Source organism: Nonomuraea sp. NPDC001831, assembly GCF_042892035.1.
GTDB lineage: Bacteria > Actinomycetota > Actinomycetes > Streptosporangiales > Streptosporangiaceae > Nonomuraea.
Map to the genome: position 1 here is coordinate 155,666 of NZ_JBIATU010000002.1, position 15,163 is coordinate 170,828.

16 protein-coding genes are annotated in these 15,163 nt (G+C 71.6%); 4 read left to right on the top strand and 12 right to left on the bottom strand.

Translation table 11 applies throughout. The annotated features are described in order from the left end of the window. Positions 1-4: 4 nt before the first annotated feature. Both ACFYYW_RS06250 and ACFYYW_RS06255 read right to left on the bottom strand, forming a co-directional pair. Positions 5-793: an ABC transporter permease gene (locus ACFYYW_RS06250; protein ID WP_364420438.1), complete on the bottom strand. Its 789-nt coding sequence runs from the start codon at positions 791-793 to the stop codon at positions 5-7. Further along, positions 790-1,728: an ATP-binding cassette domain-containing protein gene (locus tag ACFYYW_RS06255; protein WP_387645754.1), complete on the bottom strand. Its 939-nt coding sequence runs from the start codon at positions 1,726-1,728 to the stop codon at positions 790-792. Before ACFYYW_RS06255 ends, ACFYYW_RS06250 begins: the two co-directional genes overlap by 4 nt. Before the next feature lie 80 nt (positions 1,729-1,808). Here ACFYYW_RS06255 and ACFYYW_RS06260 point away from each other — a divergent pair, with 80 nt between their 5' ends. Next, on the top strand, positions 1,809-2,576 hold the full coding sequence (locus ACFYYW_RS06260) for a TetR/AcrR family transcriptional regulator (protein ID WP_387645757.1): 768 nt from the start codon (positions 1,809-1,811) through the stop codon (positions 2,574-2,576). On the opposite strand, the gene ACFYYW_RS06265 is transcribed toward ACFYYW_RS06260, so the two are convergent. Further along, the gene (locus tag ACFYYW_RS06265) at positions 2,565-3,017 is read right to left on the bottom strand and encodes a MarR family winged helix-turn-helix transcriptional regulator (protein ID WP_352321416.1); all 453 of its coding nucleotides are present in this window, start codon (positions 3,015-3,017) and stop codon (positions 2,565-2,567) included. The genes ACFYYW_RS06260 and ACFYYW_RS06265 overlap by 12 nt on opposite strands. Positions 3,018-3,091: 74 nt before the next feature. Here ACFYYW_RS06265 and ACFYYW_RS06270 point away from each other — a divergent pair, with 74 nt between their 5' ends. Further along, positions 3,092-3,493 (top strand): hemerythrin domain-containing protein, encoded by a 402-nt coding sequence (locus ACFYYW_RS06270; protein ID WP_387645760.1) that lies wholly within the window; start codon positions 3,092-3,094, stop codon positions 3,491-3,493. Here the strand turns inward: ACFYYW_RS06270 and ACFYYW_RS06275 are convergent. The 7 genes from ACFYYW_RS06275 to ACFYYW_RS06305 all read right to left on the bottom strand — a co-directional run bounded on the left by ACFYYW_RS06275 (position 3,490) and on the right by ACFYYW_RS06305 (position 11,805). Further along, a complete protein-coding gene (locus ACFYYW_RS06275) occupies positions 3,490-4,068 on the bottom strand; it encodes an ATP/GTP-binding protein (RefSeq protein ID WP_352321413.1) in 579 nt (192 codons plus the stop codon). The two genes, ACFYYW_RS06270 and ACFYYW_RS06275, sit on opposite strands and share 4 nt — an antisense overlap. Further along, positions 4,049-4,411, bottom strand: a complete 363-nt coding sequence (locus tag ACFYYW_RS06280; RefSeq protein WP_125631446.1) for a DUF742 domain-containing protein — start codon at positions 4,409-4,411, stop codon at positions 4,049-4,051. Before ACFYYW_RS06280 ends, ACFYYW_RS06275 begins: the two co-directional genes overlap by 20 nt. A gap of 26 nt (positions 4,412-4,437) precedes the next feature. Continuing rightward, positions 4,438-4,860: a roadblock/LC7 domain-containing protein gene (locus ACFYYW_RS06285; protein WP_185844483.1), complete on the bottom strand. Its 423-nt coding sequence runs from the start codon at positions 4,858-4,860 to the stop codon at positions 4,438-4,440. A 21-nt stretch (positions 4,861-4,881) separates the two neighbouring features. Further along, entirely contained in the window at positions 4,882-7,707 is a 2,826-nt protein-coding gene (locus tag ACFYYW_RS06290) for a nitrate- and nitrite sensing domain-containing protein (RefSeq protein ID WP_387645764.1), read from the bottom strand. Between the two features lie 224 nt (positions 7,708-7,931). After that, the gene (locus tag ACFYYW_RS06295; protein WP_352321408.1) at positions 7,932-10,157 is read right to left on the bottom strand and encodes a [protein-PII] uridylyltransferase; all 2,226 of its coding nucleotides are present in this window, start codon (positions 10,155-10,157) and stop codon (positions 7,932-7,934) included. After that, positions 10,154-10,492 (bottom strand): P-II family nitrogen regulator, encoded by a 339-nt coding sequence (locus ACFYYW_RS06300; RefSeq protein WP_352321406.1) that lies wholly within the window; start codon positions 10,490-10,492, stop codon positions 10,154-10,156. The genes ACFYYW_RS06295 and ACFYYW_RS06300 overlap by 4 nt, the downstream gene beginning before the upstream one ends. Next, positions 10,489-11,805, bottom strand: coding sequence for an ammonium transporter (locus ACFYYW_RS06305; RefSeq protein ID WP_352321404.1), 1,317 nt, complete (start codon positions 11,803-11,805; stop codon positions 10,489-10,491). Before ACFYYW_RS06305 ends, ACFYYW_RS06300 begins: the two co-directional genes overlap by 4 nt. Before the next feature lie 192 nt (positions 11,806-11,997). Between ACFYYW_RS06305 and ACFYYW_RS06310 the strand changes: the two genes are divergently transcribed. Further along, positions 11,998-12,918, top strand: coding sequence for an ABC transporter substrate-binding protein (locus ACFYYW_RS06310; RefSeq protein WP_387645768.1), 921 nt, complete (start codon positions 11,998-12,000; stop codon positions 12,916-12,918). Here ACFYYW_RS06310 and ACFYYW_RS06315 read toward each other — a convergent pair. Together ACFYYW_RS06315 and ACFYYW_RS06320 are read right to left on the bottom strand one after the other, a co-directional pair. Next, positions 12,902-13,666, bottom strand: coding sequence for an MOSC domain-containing protein (locus tag ACFYYW_RS06315; protein ID WP_387645770.1), 765 nt, complete (start codon positions 13,664-13,666; stop codon positions 12,902-12,904). The two genes, ACFYYW_RS06310 and ACFYYW_RS06315, sit on opposite strands and share 17 nt — an antisense overlap. Before the next feature lie 10 nt (positions 13,667-13,676). Further along, a complete protein-coding gene (locus ACFYYW_RS06320; RefSeq protein ID WP_387645773.1) occupies positions 13,677-14,480 on the bottom strand; it encodes an alpha/beta fold hydrolase in 804 nt (267 codons plus the stop codon). A 79-nt stretch (positions 14,481-14,559) separates the two neighbouring features. On the opposite strand from ACFYYW_RS06320, the gene ACFYYW_RS06325 reads away from it, so the two are divergent. Further along, positions 14,560-15,126, top strand: a complete 567-nt coding sequence (locus ACFYYW_RS06325; RefSeq protein WP_387645775.1) for a TetR/AcrR family transcriptional regulator — start codon at positions 14,560-14,562, stop codon at positions 15,124-15,126. Positions 15,127-15,163 lie beyond the last annotated feature (37 nt).

The following is a 15,163-nucleotide window of genomic DNA, read 5'->3' on the forward strand; positions in this document are numbered from 1 at the left end:
CGGGCTAACGGTCCAGTCGCTGGTACAGGCGGACGGACAGGACGAAGAACACGACGGTGATCGCCACCGGCCACAACACCGCCATCGTCACGGCGTGCTGGGCCACCCACGAGTCGCCGCCCCAGCCCGGGTTGCCGAACAGCTGCCGGGTGGCGGCGACCGTGGAGGACAGCGGGTTCCACTCCGAGATCGCGCCCAGCCAGCCGGGCATGGTGCCGGGCGCGACGAAGGCGTTGGACAGGAAGCCGATCGGGAACTCCAGCGTCTGGATGGCGACCACCGCGCCCGGCTCACGGGTGAGCAGGCCGAGGTAGATGCCCGCCCACAGCAGCGCGAAGCGCAGGAGCAGCAGCAGGCCGATCGCGCCCAGCGCGCCCCCGGCCGAGGCCGGCCGCCAGCCCACCGCCAGGCCGCACAGCAACAGCCCGCCCAGGATCAGGACCGAGTTGAGCAGGTCGGCCACCGCCCGCCCGGTCAGCACGGCCGAGGGCGCCATGGGCATCGACCGGAATCGGTCGGTGACGCCCTTGGAGACGTCGGACGAGACGGCCACCATGGTGGAGCTCAGGCCGAAGAGCATCGTCATGCCGTACATGCCGGGCATGAGGAAGGCGAAGTAGTCGGCCCCCGCGGGCACCTCGACCGCGCCGCCGAACAGGTAGCCGAAGGCCAGGGTGATCACCACGGGGAAGAGCACCCCGAAGACCAGCGTCATGGGCTGGTTGGCCCAGTGGATCAGGTCGCGGCGGGCGACGGTCCAGCCGTCGGCCAGCGCCCATCTGAGTGCGGTCATCGATCGCCTCCCACGGTCGTCAGGTTCAGGAAGACCTCGTCGAGGGTCGGCCGGCGCAGCGCGACGTCGGCGGCCTCGATGCCGGCCGCCGCCAGCGCGGGCAGGACCCGGGTGAGCCCGCTCACCCGGTCGCCCACCGGGGCGCTGACATGCCGGGTGTCCCGGTCGATCTCGGCGGGGCCCGCGGAGGCCCCCGAGAGGATCGCTGCCGCCTCGTCGAGCCGCGCCGGGTCGTTGATCACCACGTCGAGCCGGTCGCCGCCGAGCTTGGACTTCAGCTCCTCCGGCGTGCCCTCGGCCACCAGCCGGCCCGAGTCGATCACCGCGACGCGGTCGGCGAGCTGGTCGGCCTCCTCCAGGTACTGGGTGGTCAGCAGCACGGTCGTGCCGCCCGCGACCAGCTCGCGCACCGCGTTCCAGATCCCGGCGCGGCTGCGCGGGTCGAGGCCGGTGGTGGGCTCGTCGAGGAAGAGCACGGGCGGCGCGAGGATCATGCTCGCGGCCAGGTCGAGCCGGCGGCGCAGGCCGCCGGACAGCTCCTTGGCCGGGCCGTCGTGCCCGGTCAGGCCGAAGCGCTCCAGCAGCTCGGCGGCCCTGGCGCGGGCGGCCGGCGCGCTCAGGTGGTGGAGGCGGCCGAACAGCTCCAGGTTCTGCCGGCCGGTCAGGATCTCGTCCACGGCCGTCTGCTGGCCGACCAGGCCGATGGCGGCGCGGACCCGACGGGGCTGGGCCGTCACGTCGAAGCCGGCCACCTCCGCCCGGCCGGCCGAGGGGCGCAGCAGCGTGGTGAGGATGCGGACGGCGGTGGTCTTCCCGGCGCCGTTGGGCCCGAGCAGGCCGTAGACGGTGCCCGCGGGCACGTCGAGATCGACGCCGTCGAGCGCCGTCTTCGAGCCGTAGGTCTTGCGCAGGCCCTGGGCGAGCACTGCGGACATGGCCACCTCCCTATCGAATCGTACGACGTACCGTACAGCATACGCTCGACGCACGCAACCGTACGGTGTACCGTACGAGGGTGACTGTTGAGTACCCGGGCAAGGGCGACCCGGCCCGCAGCCTCGCGCTGCTGTGGCGGACGAGCGAACGGGCCAGCCGCAAGGGCAAGCCGGAGCTGAGCGTCGAGCGCATCGTCCGCGCCGCCATCGACGTGGCCGACGCCGAGGGGCTGGCGGCGCTGTCCATGCGCCGGGTGGCCGAGAAGCTGGGCGTGGGCACGATGTCGCTCTACACGTACGTGCCCGGCAAACCCGAGCTGCTCGACGTCATGCTCGACACCGTCTACGGCGAGACCGCCCGCCCCGAGGACGTGCCGGGCGGCTGGCGGGCCCGGCTGGAGCTGATCGCCCGCGAGAACTTCGCCCTCTACCTGCGCCACCCATGGCTGCTCCAGGTGGCGGCGAGCCGCCCGGTCCTCGGCCCCAACGTCACCGCCAAGTACGACTACGAGCTGCGCGCCATCGACGGCATCGGCCTGACCGACCTGGAGATGGACTCGGTGATCACGCTGGTCACCGGCTTCGTGCACGGCACCGCGCGGGGCGCGGTGGAGGCGGCCCAGGCCGAGAGCCAGACCGGCATGACGGACGTGCAGTGGTGGGCCGCGCACGCGCCCTTCCTCAGCCGGATCTCCGACCCGGCCATGTTCCCCACGGCCTCGCGCGTCGGCCAGGCGGCCGGGGAGGCGCTGCAGGCCGCCTACAGCCCCGAGCACGCCTTCGAGTTCGGCCTCCAGCGTGTGCTCGACGGCGTCGAGGTGCTGGTGAACAGCCGGTCAGCGGGCTGACAACGCCTGCTCGTAGGCCAGCAGGGTGCGCACGAACGTCTGCCGCTCCTGCGGCGTCAGCGGGTCGAGCGCGGCCCGCCAGGCCGTGGCGCCATAGCCGAGCCATTCGGTGATCGCCTCCTGGTGGGCCGGGGCGATGCTGACGATCGTGCGGCGGCGGTCGGCGTCGTCCTCGCGGCGTTCCAGCACGCCCTTCCTGCTCAGCTCGCCCACCATCAGGCTCACGGTGGCCGGCGCCACCTCCAGGCGCCCGGCCAGCTCGTTGACCGTCGTCGGGCCGTCGAACAGCAGGTAGGCCAGCATCGACAGGTGCCGGGGGGCCAGCGACAAGGACCGCAGCGCCTCGGGCACCTTGAGCCGCTTGGCCCGGCCCACCATGCGCGGCATCAGGAGCAGCAGCGTCCTGATGCCTTCGTCCACGCTCAAGCCGTCGGTTGACATCGCCAATACCTTGCTGTCTAAATTAGCTTTGTTCACAAAGCTAATTTGTCGTCGTCTGAGCAAAGGATAGTGACATGGACGAGCGGGTGCGGGCCTTCGGCGACGAGCTGGTCAAGGTGCACGACTGGTTCAGGGGCGAGCTGGCGAAGCTGCGCGCGGGCGGGGCCGTCACCGACGACCTGCGGGCGCACTGCCTGACCTTCTGCGACGCGCTGAGCTTCCACCACTCCGGCGAGGACCGGGTGGCGTTCCCGTTCCTGGAGGGCACGCGCCCGGAGCTGAAGAAGGCGCTCGACCGGCTGCGCCGCGAGCACGAGGTGATCGCGGCACTGGTCGAGGAGCTGCGAGCGGCGAGCGACCCGGCGGCGATCGAACGCGTCGCCGCCGAGCTGGAGAGCCACTTCGACGTCGAGGAGCGGGCGCTGGTGCCCGTGCTCAACTCGCTGGAGAGCGTCCCGTGGGCGGTCGGCGGCTAGCGGACGGGGGCCGCGCGCAGCCGTACGACGTGCTCGACCAGCGAGATCAGCGTCGTCTTGACCGACTCGCGGTTGCGGGCGTCGGTGCGCACGATCGGCACGTGCGAGCCCAGCGCGAGCGCCTCGCGCACCTCGTCGTCGGTGTGCGGGAACTGCCCGTCCCAGCCGTTGATGCCCACCACGAACGGCAGCTTGGCCTCTTCGAAGTAGTCGATGGCGGGGAAGCTGTCGGCCAGGCGGCGGGTGTCGAGCAGCACGACCGCGCCGATGGCGCCGCGGACCAGGTCGTCCCACATGAACCAGAACCGGTGCTGTCCGGGCGTGCCGAACAGGTACAGGATCAGGTCGCGGTCGAGCGAGAGCCGGCCGAAGTCCATGGCGACGGTGGTGGTCTGCTTGTTCGGCGTCAACCCGAGGTCGTCGATGCCCGCGGACGCGTCGGTCATCACCGCTTCCGTGGTGAGCGGGAGGATCTCGGACACCGCCCCCACGAACGTCGTCTTGCCGACGCCGAACCCACCAGCGACGACGATCTTCGTCGAAGTGAGCCCGGGGCTAGAGCCTGCGAAGTCCACTGAGCACCCTTTCGAGCATGTTGAGGTCTGGCTGTCCCTGGCTGAGGCGTGGCTGGTGCAGGCGGACGAGACCTTCGTCTGACATGTCCGCCACTAGCACCCTCGCCACGCCCAGCGGGACGCGGAGCAGGGCCGAGATCTCGGCGACCGACCGGAACGTCCTGCAGAGCTGCATGATGGCCTCCTGCTCGGGGGTGAGCATGGCCATCTCGTCGTCCGGGATCGACATCGACGAGATCAGCGTCTCCATCGCGAGGTGATACCGCGGCTCGGAACGGCCGCCGGTCACCGCGTAAGGACGGAACAGGGGCTCGTCGTCCCCGGTCCCGTCACTGCCGTACACGGCCCTCTCCCATCAGTTCCATCACATCACCGGGTCCTGGCGGCCTGGAGTTCGGCGCGCAGGGCCGGCGTGAGCGCCTGTCCCGCTCTGTCTACCAGCAGCGTCATCTGGTACGCCACCAGCCCCATGTCACAATCAGGACCCGCCAGCACCGTGAGCACGGAGCCGTCGCTGATCGCCATGACCAGGAGCAGCCCGCGCTGCATCTCGACGACCGTCTGCGACACCGCGCCGCCCTCGAACACCCTGGACGCGCCCACCGTCAGGCTCAGCAGACCGGCGGAGACCGCCGCGAGCTGGTCGGCCCGGTCCGGCGGGAAACCCTCGGAGGCGGCCAGGCACAGGCCGTCCGCCGAGACGACGACGGCGTGCGCGACCCCCGGAGTGTTGCGCACGAAGTCGGTGATCAGCCAGTCGAAGCGGTGCGCTTCATGGCTCAGCGTTGTCACGCATCCTCCCCAGCGGGACGCTTACTCACTCTGTTCCTCCTGTCCACGTACTTCCTGGCGGCCCCGTCGCACACCCTTCTGGTAACTGGCCATGCGGCTGCGCATCCGGTCGGCTGAGACCGGTGGCGCCGGCGGCGGCGACTGCTGAGCCTGCTGCTGAGCGGGCTGGCTGGCCGTGCCGGGGACCAGATTGGCCTTGGGGGTGCGCTTGGGGAGCCCCGCGGCGGTCACGCCGCCGAGGCTGGGCTCGCTGGCTTTGGCCGCCGCACGCCAACCGGCGTCCGCGGCCGTCTGCCACGCTTCCTCCCCAGAGGGTACGGCTTGCGCGGGCCTCGCCTCACCGCCGTTCTCGCCGGACGAGGGCGCCTCGGGCGCCGACTCCCCCGGCGGCCTGCGGAACCACGCGGACTCCACCGACGCGAAGATCGGCAGAAACTCCTCCTGCTCCGGCTCCATCGGCGAGACGTCCACCGAGGGCGTCGGATCGGGACGACGCACGTCGTTCGTCCCGTAGTTGGTCGCGTACGGCGGCGGCGTCGGGAACGTCCCGCCGCTCGCCGGGTACGACGGGAACGAGCCGTTGCCCGACGACAACGACGGGTAGGCCCCGGAGTCGAACGAGGACGGCTGCCGCCGGTAGGAACCGCCGTCGGTGTCGGCCGTGAAGCCGTTGACCGGACCGCCCGGGTCGGAGTTGAACGCCCCGAGCCCGTGCCGGGGCGCGGGCGGCGGCGGGTTGTCGAAGGACGGCGGCCCGGAGGGAGCGCTGTTGAAGCTTCCGGAGGGCGCCGAAGGCCCGGTGCCGAACCTGGCCGGGTCGCCCGGAGCCGGCCTGGCCCCGTTCGCCCCGTTCGCCTCGACCGAGTCGAAGCTGCCGAACGACCGGAACGAGCCGTTCGGCGTGGGCGGCGGCACGGTCCCGCCGCCGAACGCCGGGCGCTGCGGCAGCGGCTGCTGCATGTTGTCGGCGATCAGCGTGGGCGGCAGCAGCACCATGGCGATCAGGCCGGTGCCCTCGCCCTTGCGCAGCTGCACCCGGATGCCGTGGCGCAGCGCCAGCCGGCCGACCACGAACAGGCCCATGCGGCGGGAGACCGACACGTCCACGACCGGCGGCTCGGCCAGGCGGCGGTTGGCCTCGGCCAGCTCCTCCTCGGTCATGCTGATGCCGGAGTCGCTCACCGACAGCAGCGCGCCGCCGCCCTCGATGAGGCTGCTGGAGACCAGGACCTGGGAGTTGCTCGGGGAGAACTGGATCGCGTTCTCGACCAGCTCGGCCACCAGGTGGACCAGGTCGTTGGCGGCGCTGCCCTGCACGGACGTGGCCCGGTGGACCTTGACCTGGACGCGCTCGTAGCCCTCGACCTCCGACAGCGCGGCGCGCACGACGTCGACCAGCTTGGCCGGCTGGCTGCGCCGGCGGGTGGCCTCGTGGCCGGCGAGGACCAGCAGGTTCTCGGAGTTGCGGCGCATGCGGGTGGCCAGGTGGTCGAGCTTGAACAGGTCGGCCAGCCGGCCGCCGTCCTGCTCGCCCTTCTCCAGGCCGTCGATCAGCGAGATCTGCCGCTCGACCAGCGTCTGGGTGCGGCGCGAGAGGTTGACGAACATCGAGCTGATGTTGCTGCGGAGCTCGGCCTCCTCACCGGCCAGGCGCACGGCCTGGCGGTGGACCTGGTCGAAGGCGCGCGCGACCTCGCCGATCTCGTCCTGGCCCTCGACCTCGATCGGGCGCACCTCGGTGCTGGCCTCGCCGGAGACGCGGAGCTGGCGGACCACGTCGGGGAGCCGGAAGCCGGCGATCTCCAGGGCCTCCGTGCGCAGCCGGCGCAGCGGGCCGACCATCGAACGGGCGATGGCCACGGTGAGCAGCAGCACGATCAGCAGCAGCGCCAGGATCAGCACACCGGCGATGATGGCGTTGCGGATCTCGGACTCGCGCAGCTCCTGGCTGCGCAGGTTCACCTTGTCGGCGAGGTCCTTCTCGATCTCGTGCAGGACGCCGATCGCGACCTTGTTGTCGTTGAACCACTGCTCGCGGGCGTTGGACCGGGAGGAGATCAGGTTGTCGGCGATCCGCACGCCCGGGGCCCGGCCACTGGCCAGGGTGACCGCGCGGGCCTTGGTGAGCTGGACGTTGACGTACTCGTTCTTGCCGGTCAGCAGCTTGGACAGCTGCAGGCCGATCTCGACGCCGGCCTCGGCGCCCACGGTGGCGATGTCGCTCTGCTCGCGGGCGTTGGAGGCGATGAACCGCTCGACCTCCTTGGCGTCGACGCGCTCGACGTTGTAGGAGTTCTTCAGCAGCTGCACGCGCTGGCGGGACATCTCCTCCTTGGCCTGCGCGAGCGCGCTCAGGGCGCGGAAGTGGCCGATGATCTGGGAGTCGTCCGACAGCAGCGCGAGCTCGTCGTGCAGCTTGAGCAGGGTGTCGGTCAGGAAGTCGTACCGGATGGTGTCGGCCTGGCCCTCGGCGCGGATCTTGCTCAGCCGGTTGAGGTCGTACTTGGCCTGGCCGGCGGCCTTGACGACGCGATCGCCGTAGGACCCGTCCATGGTGTCGAGGTCGGCGCGGACGCTGGTGACCAGCTTGTCGACCGCGGCCTTGTACTCGGCGAGTTCGCCGGCCTTCGACTTGCGCAGCTTGGGATAGGCGCCGATCCAGCCCCCCGTGTCACGCTCCAGGCCGAGTGCCTGCACCAGGTCGCGGATCCGGCCGGCCTGCTCGGCCGCGGTGGCCGTGCGGTCGTAGTCGCCGATGCTCTGGACCGAGCCGACCACGCGCGCTCCCCCGAGCACGACGCCGGCGATGGTGGGCACGAGGATGAGCGCCGTCAGACGCCATCTCACGCGCCAGTTCCGCAGGCCGAGGCGAGGCAGCGACCGCTTCCCGCGGTCCCGCCTCGCGGCATGGCCGCTGTCGGAGTTCCCCGTGATCACTGCTTTCGCTACCCCTCAATCGTCCCGTGCAACGACGGGTGTCAAAGCCGTCCACAAGGTATCCGCAGCATCCGACTTAACAGGCATTTCGGACACAATCGTTACATATGTGACCGACAGTTGTTCACTGTTGGTTATCGCAGTGCGGCCAGCACCTGATCGCGGACTTGAGCTCGCTGCGCGCTGTCGCTGAGGGGGCGACCGGCGCGGTCCACGACATAGAAGACGTCCACCGCCTCCGCGCCGAGAGTCTCCACGCGGGCGGCTCTCACGTCAAGACCGCACTCCCCGAACGCCCGTCCGATGCGCCACAGGAGCCCCGGCCTGTCATGGGCCCTGACTTCCACCACGGTGGCCGTCGCGGAGGCGTCGTCGACCAGTGTCACCCGAGGTGGAGCCACAGGTACCCGCGGCGCCCGCACGGACCTGGCCCGGCGGGCCAGCCGCTGCTCGATGTCAAGACGCCCGGCAAGGACCAGGCGGAGGTCGGCCTCCAGGGTGGCGGGGTCGGGCGGCGAGCCGTACTCGGGCACGACGGCGAACTCGATCACCGCCGTGCCGCCGGCCGAGGCCGCCGACGCCGAGCGCACGACCATCCGGTGGGCGGCCAGCACCCCGGCGGCGCTCCACAACAGCCCGGCCCGGTCGGGCGCGACGACGGTGACCGCCCCGCCGTTGACGCGCACCGCGCCGCCGCCGTGCCGGGCCAGCGCCGCCTGCTCGGGCGGGATCGAGGGCGCCTTGGGCGGCGGCGCGCCCGACAACACCGACCTGACCCGGCGGACGAGGTCGGCGACCAGCCCGGCCTTCCAGGCGTTCCACGCGGCCGGCCCGGTCGCGTTGCCGTCGGCGACGGCCAGCGCGGCCAGCAGGTCGAGCACCTCGCGGGAGCCGACCGTGGCGGCGACCTTCTCGATCGTGACCGGGTCGTCGAGGTCCCTGCGGGTGGCGGTCTCGGGCAGCAGCAGATGGTGGCGCACGACGGTGGCCAGCGTCTCGACGTCGCGGGCGGGCAGCCCCATGCGGCGGGCGAGGTCGCGGACCACGACCTCGCCCGTCGCCGAGTGGTCGCCCGGCCAGCCCTTGCCGATGTCGTGCAGGAGCGCGCCGATCAGCAGCAGGTCGGGACGGGATACCTCGCGGGCGTGGCCGGCGGCGTTCGCGGCGGTCTCGATCAGGTGCCGGTCGACGGTGAAGCGGTGGATGGGGTTGCGCTGCGGACGGTGCCGCACGCGCTCCCAGTCAGGAAGCAGCTTGACAAGGACGCCCGCCTGGTCGAGCTCCTCCCACACCGGCACGGCGGCCCGTCCCGCGCCGAGGATCGACACCAGCGCGTCGCGCGCCTCCTCCGGCCACGGCACCGGCATCGAAGCCGACTGAGCAGCAAGGACGGACACCGTCGCGGGCGCCAGCGGCAGCCCCGAGCCGGCCGCCGCGGCGGCGGCCCGCAGCACCAGGACGGGGTCCTTGCGCGGGTCGGCGCCCCTGGCCAGCACCACCTCGCCGCCGTGCTCGACCACGCCGTCGGCCAGCGGACGGCGCCCGCGCGGGACCGGCCCTGACAGCAGCCTGTCAACCGTGCGCCAGGTGGCGTCGAAGGCGTGGGAGACGGTCCGGCCCGCCTCGGCGAGCCGGCGCATGAGGGCCTCGGCGTCCAGCAGGCCGAGCAGCCCGGCCACCGCGTCCTGCTCCTGGAGCACCAGCCGGTCGGCGCCGCGCGCGGTGACGACGTGCAGCGCGTGCCGCACGTCGAGGATGAACTCGTGGGCCTCGCGCGCCCGCGGTCCCGGCGCCGAGGCGACCCACGCCGCCGCCACGGCCTGCATCGCCTGGACGTCGCGCAGCCCGCCGCGGCCGTCCTTGAGGTCGGGTTCGAGGAGGAAGGCCAGCTCGCCGCTGACCTGCGCCCGCCGGTCGGCCGACGCGCGCAGCTCGGCCAGCCTGCGCCGCGAGTCGGCCCGCCACTCGGCCAGCACCGCCTCCCTGGCCCTGCGGGTCAGCTCCGGGTCGCCGGCGACGTGCCTGGCCTGGATGAGGCCGAGCACGGCCTTGAGGTCCTGCCCGGCCACGGCCACGGCCTCGGCCACGGTCCGCACGGAGTGGTCGAGGCCGACGCCGGAGTCCCAGATCGGGTACCAGATGCGGTCGGCGATCCGCGCCACGTCGGCCCGCCCGTCGTGCAGCAGGACCAGGTCCAGGTCGCTGCCGGGGGCCGGCTCGCCGCGGCCGAGACTGCCGACGGCGACCAGGGAGACCTGGTCGCCGTCGCTCGCCGTCCTGAAGAGGTCCTTGAGCCAGCGGTCGGTGTCCGCGGTCCGCTCCTTGCGGGCCGCGGCGTACGAGCGCGCCTCTCCTCTCACAGGGCCTCCGGCCCTCGCTCTCCGGTGCGTACGCGCACGGCCGTGTCGACGGGCACGGACCAGACCTTGCCGTCGCCGATCTTGCCGGTGTGCGCCGCCTTGACGATGACGTCGATGACGTCCTCGGCGTCGTCCTCCTCGGTCAGCACCTCCAGGCGCACCTTCGGCACCAGGTCCACCTGGTACTCGGCGCCGCGGTAGACCTCGGTGTGGCCGCGCTGGCGGCCGTAGCCGCTGGCCTCGCTGACCGTCATGCCCTTGATGCCGAACTGCTCCAGCGCCGCCTTGACGTCGTCGAGCTTGAACGGCTTGATGATCGCGGTGATGAGCCTCATGCCTCCACCTTCTTGGGAGCCGGTGCCGGGGTGAGGGGACCGTTCGGGGTGGTCACGCCGGAGGCGTAGACCGTGCCGAGGTCGTACCCGGTCTCGGCGTGCGTGGTGACGTCGATGCCGGTGAGTTCGTCCTCGGCGGGGATGCGGAAGCCCATGGTCCTGTCGATGAGCTTGCCGACGATCCAGGTGGCGGCGAACGAGTAGCCGCCGATCGCGACCGGGCCGAGCACCTGCAGCCCGAGCTGGCCGAGGCCGCCGCCGTAGAACAGGCCCTTGCTCTGCTGGTCGAGGAAGGGATAGGCGGCCAGGAAGCCGAGCGAGACGGCGCCGATGACGCCGCCGACCAGGTGCACGCCGACCACGTCGAGCGAGTCGTCGAAGCCCAGCCGGTACTTCAGTCCGACGGCGTAGGCGCAGACGGCCCCCGCGGCCAGGCCGATGACCATCGCGGCCCACGGGTCCACGAAGCCGCAGGCCGGCGTGATGGCGACCAGGCCGGCGACCGCGCCGGAGGCGACGCCGAGGCTGGTGGCGTGGCCGTCGCGCAGCTTCTCCACGACGAGCCAGGCCCCGGCCGCGACCGCCGTGGCGATCTGCGTGTTCATGAACGCAAGACCGGCGGTGCCGTCCACGGCCAGCTCGGAACCGGCGTTGAAGCCGAACCAGCCGAACCACAGCAGGCCCGCGCCGAGCAGGACCAGCGTGAGGTTGTGCGGCCGCATCGGCTCCTTGCGCCAGCCCTGGCGCTTGCCGATCACGAGGGCCAGGGCCAGCGCCGCGGCGCCGGCGTTGATGTGGACGACGGTTCCGCCGGCGAAGTCCTCGATGCCCATGGTGTTGAGCCAGCCGGTGCCCCACACCCAGTGGGCGACCGGGAAGTACACCACGGTGGCCCAGATGACGCTGAACAGGATCCACGCGCCGAACTTCGCCCGGTCCGCGATCGCGCCGCTGATCAGGGCGACGGTGATGATGGCGAACGTCAGCTGGAAGGCCGAGAAGACCAGGCTCGGCATGCCGGTGCCGTCGTCCTTGGTGGCCGTCTCCACCAGGCTCTGCAGGCCCAGGGCGTCGAAACCGCCGACGACGTTGTTCAGCAGCGAGCTGCCGTTGTCGGTGAAGGCGAGCGAGTGCCCGAACAGCACCCAGGCCACGGTGACCGTGATGATGGCGCCGAAGGACATCATCATCATGTTCAGGACGCTCTTGGCCCTGGTCATGCCCCCGTAGAAGAACGCGAGACCCGGAGTCATCAGCAACACCAGCGCGGTGGCCGCGAGCATCCAGGCTGTGGTGCCGCTATCGATCTTCACGACGCGACCCTCCTTACGTGTGACGTGTTGCCACAGCGTGTTCGGCCGGGGTTTCGTGCCTCGACCTGCAGTGTTTCGCGCCGGTGAATCTCGCCGGCACGGTGTTTCGGGTAGGTTTCGGCCCCTTCACACGCGCCGATCCGGTCATGAGATACTTAGGATTGCCTAACCTAATAGATCAAGGAATCCCTCATGCGTCTCCGGCTTCTGGCCCTGCTCCCCGTCCTCGCCCTGGCCGCCTGCGGCACCTCGACCGGCACGGAGGACGCCGGCCCCACCCGGACCGTCAAGCACGCCATGGGCGAGACGAAGGTGCCGATGACCCCCAAGCGGGTGGTCGTGCTCGACACCGACAAGCTGGACACGATGGTCTCCCTCGGGATGGCCCCCGTCGGCGCGGCCCAGGCGGGCGAGAACCAGACCTGGCCGGAGTACCTCGGCTCGGCGTTGTCGGCCACCAAGCCGGTCGGCACGCTCCAGCAGCCCAACATCGAGGCCATCATGGCTCTCAAGCCGGACCTCATCCTCGGCTCGAAGTTCCGCCAGGCCGCCTTCTACGACAAGCTCAGCAAGATCGCGCCGACCGTGTTCACCGAGAAGGTGGGCGTCACCTGGAAGGAGAACTTCCTGCTGGACGCCGACGCCCTGGGCAAGAAGGAGCAGGCGTCCGGGCTGCTGTCGGCCTACGAGCAGCGGGCCAAGGCGCTGGGCGGGAAGTTCGGCAAGCTGTCGGTGAGCATCGTGCGCTTCATGCCCACCGAGATCCGCATGTACGGCCCCGAGTCGTTCAGCGGCATCGTGGTCGCCGACGCCGGCGTCCAGCGGCCCGAGGCCCAGCGCCTGGCCGACCAGGACGACAAGCGCTTCGGCAAGCTGAGCCAGGAGAACATCGCCAAGGCCGACGGCGACGCCGTCTTCTACAGCGCCTACGGCGAGGCCGCCGCCAAGTCGCAGGCCACGGTGACCGGCGGCCCGCTGTGGAAGAACCTGGCCGCGGTGAAGGCCGGCCACGCCCACGACGTGGACGACGAGATCTGGATGACCGGCATCGGCGTCACCGCCGCCGGCAAGATCCTCGACGACCTGGAGAAGTACCTCAGCCCGCTGGCCTGACCCGGTCGCCCCGGGCGATCCGGCCGGGGCGCAGCACCCGCGCGTAGACGCCCGCGCACGCCTGGAGCCCGGCCTCCAGCACCTGGACCCGGTTGTGCCGGGCCACCACGCGCAGCGCCTCGGTGTCGCGGCCGAGCCCGCCGTGGGCGAGCGTCGGCACCGCGCAGCGCGGGCTGGCCACGATGACCTGGAGCACGACCTCGTCCCCGACGTGCAGCTCGCGTCCCACCCAGTCGTTCTCCACGAAGCCCTCCGCGTCCGTCCTGATGACCAGGTTGGGCCGGTAGCGGAGGGCTTCGACGTGCCCCCGCGGGCTGAGCTCGCCGATGCGGTCGATCGTCGAGGTGGAGATCAGGTGCAGGGGCGCGAAGTCGAAGAAGGTGCCCTGCGGCGAGGCCCCGCCGAGTGTGCCCACCGTGTACGGCACCTCCGCCTCGATGCCCTCGGCCAGCACCCGCTCGGGCACCGACCGCTCCAGCTCGGCCCCCTCCGGCGGCACGTCGATCAGCCGCACCTCGCGGCCGAGCAGCTTCGACAGCTCCTCGTCGCCCGGCGCGCGGGCGCCTTCGACGGTCAGCAGGTCGCGCCAGAGCCGCGGGTTCTTGGCACTGGCGATCTTCCCCGTGGCGACGTCGAGCACCGCCCTGGCCCGGTCGCCGGCCAGGCCGCGCTCGGTCACCTCGCTCTCGGCGACCTCCTCGCCCAGCATCGACTTGACCGGGTAGCGGCGCAGCGTCTCGACATGCATGATCGAGAGCTTAGGCCCGGCCCCAGAAGCGGCGCAGGTGGGGGACCAGCTCGGCGGCCCGCTCGTCGGGGAAGAACAGCCGCCCGCCCTCGATCTCGACAACCTCCCGCACGCCGGGGATCGTGTCGCGCAACCAGCGGGCCCAGCTCACGTCGAAGAACACGTCGCCGGTGCCCCACACGACCAGCGTCGGCACGGTGAGCACGGTGAGCCGCGGCTCGATGGCGACCATGTCCGCGGCGTCGATCGAGGCCAGCAGGCGTTCGAAGGCGCGGCCGCCGTCCGGCTTGGCCAGGATCGGGCGCAGGTAGGCGTCCACCAGCTCGGCGGGGTCGTCGATGTGCTCGTAGCCGGCGCCCAGGGCGGTCCCGGCCAGCAGCTCGGGGTGGTCCAGCACGGCGGCCACCAGCCCGGCCAGCTCGCCCCTGACGGCCAGCTCCACGGTGTCCTTGAACGCCTCCGGCGGGGTGTTGGTGTGCACGTCGCAGTTGGTGAGGGTGAGCGAGCGCAGGCGTCCGGGGTGGCGCACCGCGAAGACCTGGGCGACGGCGCCGCCGGTGTCGTTGGCCACGAGGTCCACCTCGTCCAGGCCGAGCCCGGCGCACAGCTCCTCCACGGCCTCGGCCAGCGCGGGGATGGACAGGTCGTCGCGCGGCTCGCTGCCGCCGTGCGCGGGCAGGTCCAGGGCCACGCAGCGGCGCTCGTCGCGCAGCTCGGCGATGACGTTGCGCCACAGGTACGAGCTGGTGCCCACGCCGTGCACGAACAGGGTCACCGGGCCCTGGCCCACGTCCACGTAGCTGATGCCGTCCATGCCGACTCCCTCTCGATTACAGACCGACTGTCGGTCTATGAAATTACCGACCGTTGGTCGGTTTGTCTAGAGTGAGGGCATGAACCTCAAGGCGGAGCGCGGCGCGGCCACCCGCGACAAGGTCCTGGCCATCGCCACGCGGCTGTTCGCCGAACGGGGCTACGACGACACGTCGATCGAGACCGTGCTCCAGGAGTCGGGGCTGAGCCGCGGAGCCCTCTACCACCACTTCGCGGGCAAGGACGCGCTGTTCGAGGCGGTGCTGGAGGCCACGGAGTCGGCCATCGGCGTCAAGATCGCCAAGGCGGTGCGCGGCATCGCCGACCCGGCGGCGGCGCTCCTGGCCGGCGTGCTGGCCTGGGTCAGGCTGGCAGGCGATCCGGTGATCCGGCGCATCGTGCTCATCGACGCGCCCGCGGTGCTGGGCTGGGAGAGCTGGCGGGCGATGGAGGAGCGGTACTCGTTCGGCATGCTGAAGGCGGCCCTGCAGGCGACCGGCGCGGTGCCCGACTCCTACGTCGACCTGCACGCCCACATGCTGCTGGCCGCCGTCAACGAGAGCGCCCTGCTGGTCGCCAGGGGCGGCGACACGGCGACGGCGGAGGCCGCCGTGGAGGAGTTCCTGCGCCGCGTGCTCAAGCCGTAGCAGGCCCGCAGGGCGCTACGACACGGCCCTGGAAAAC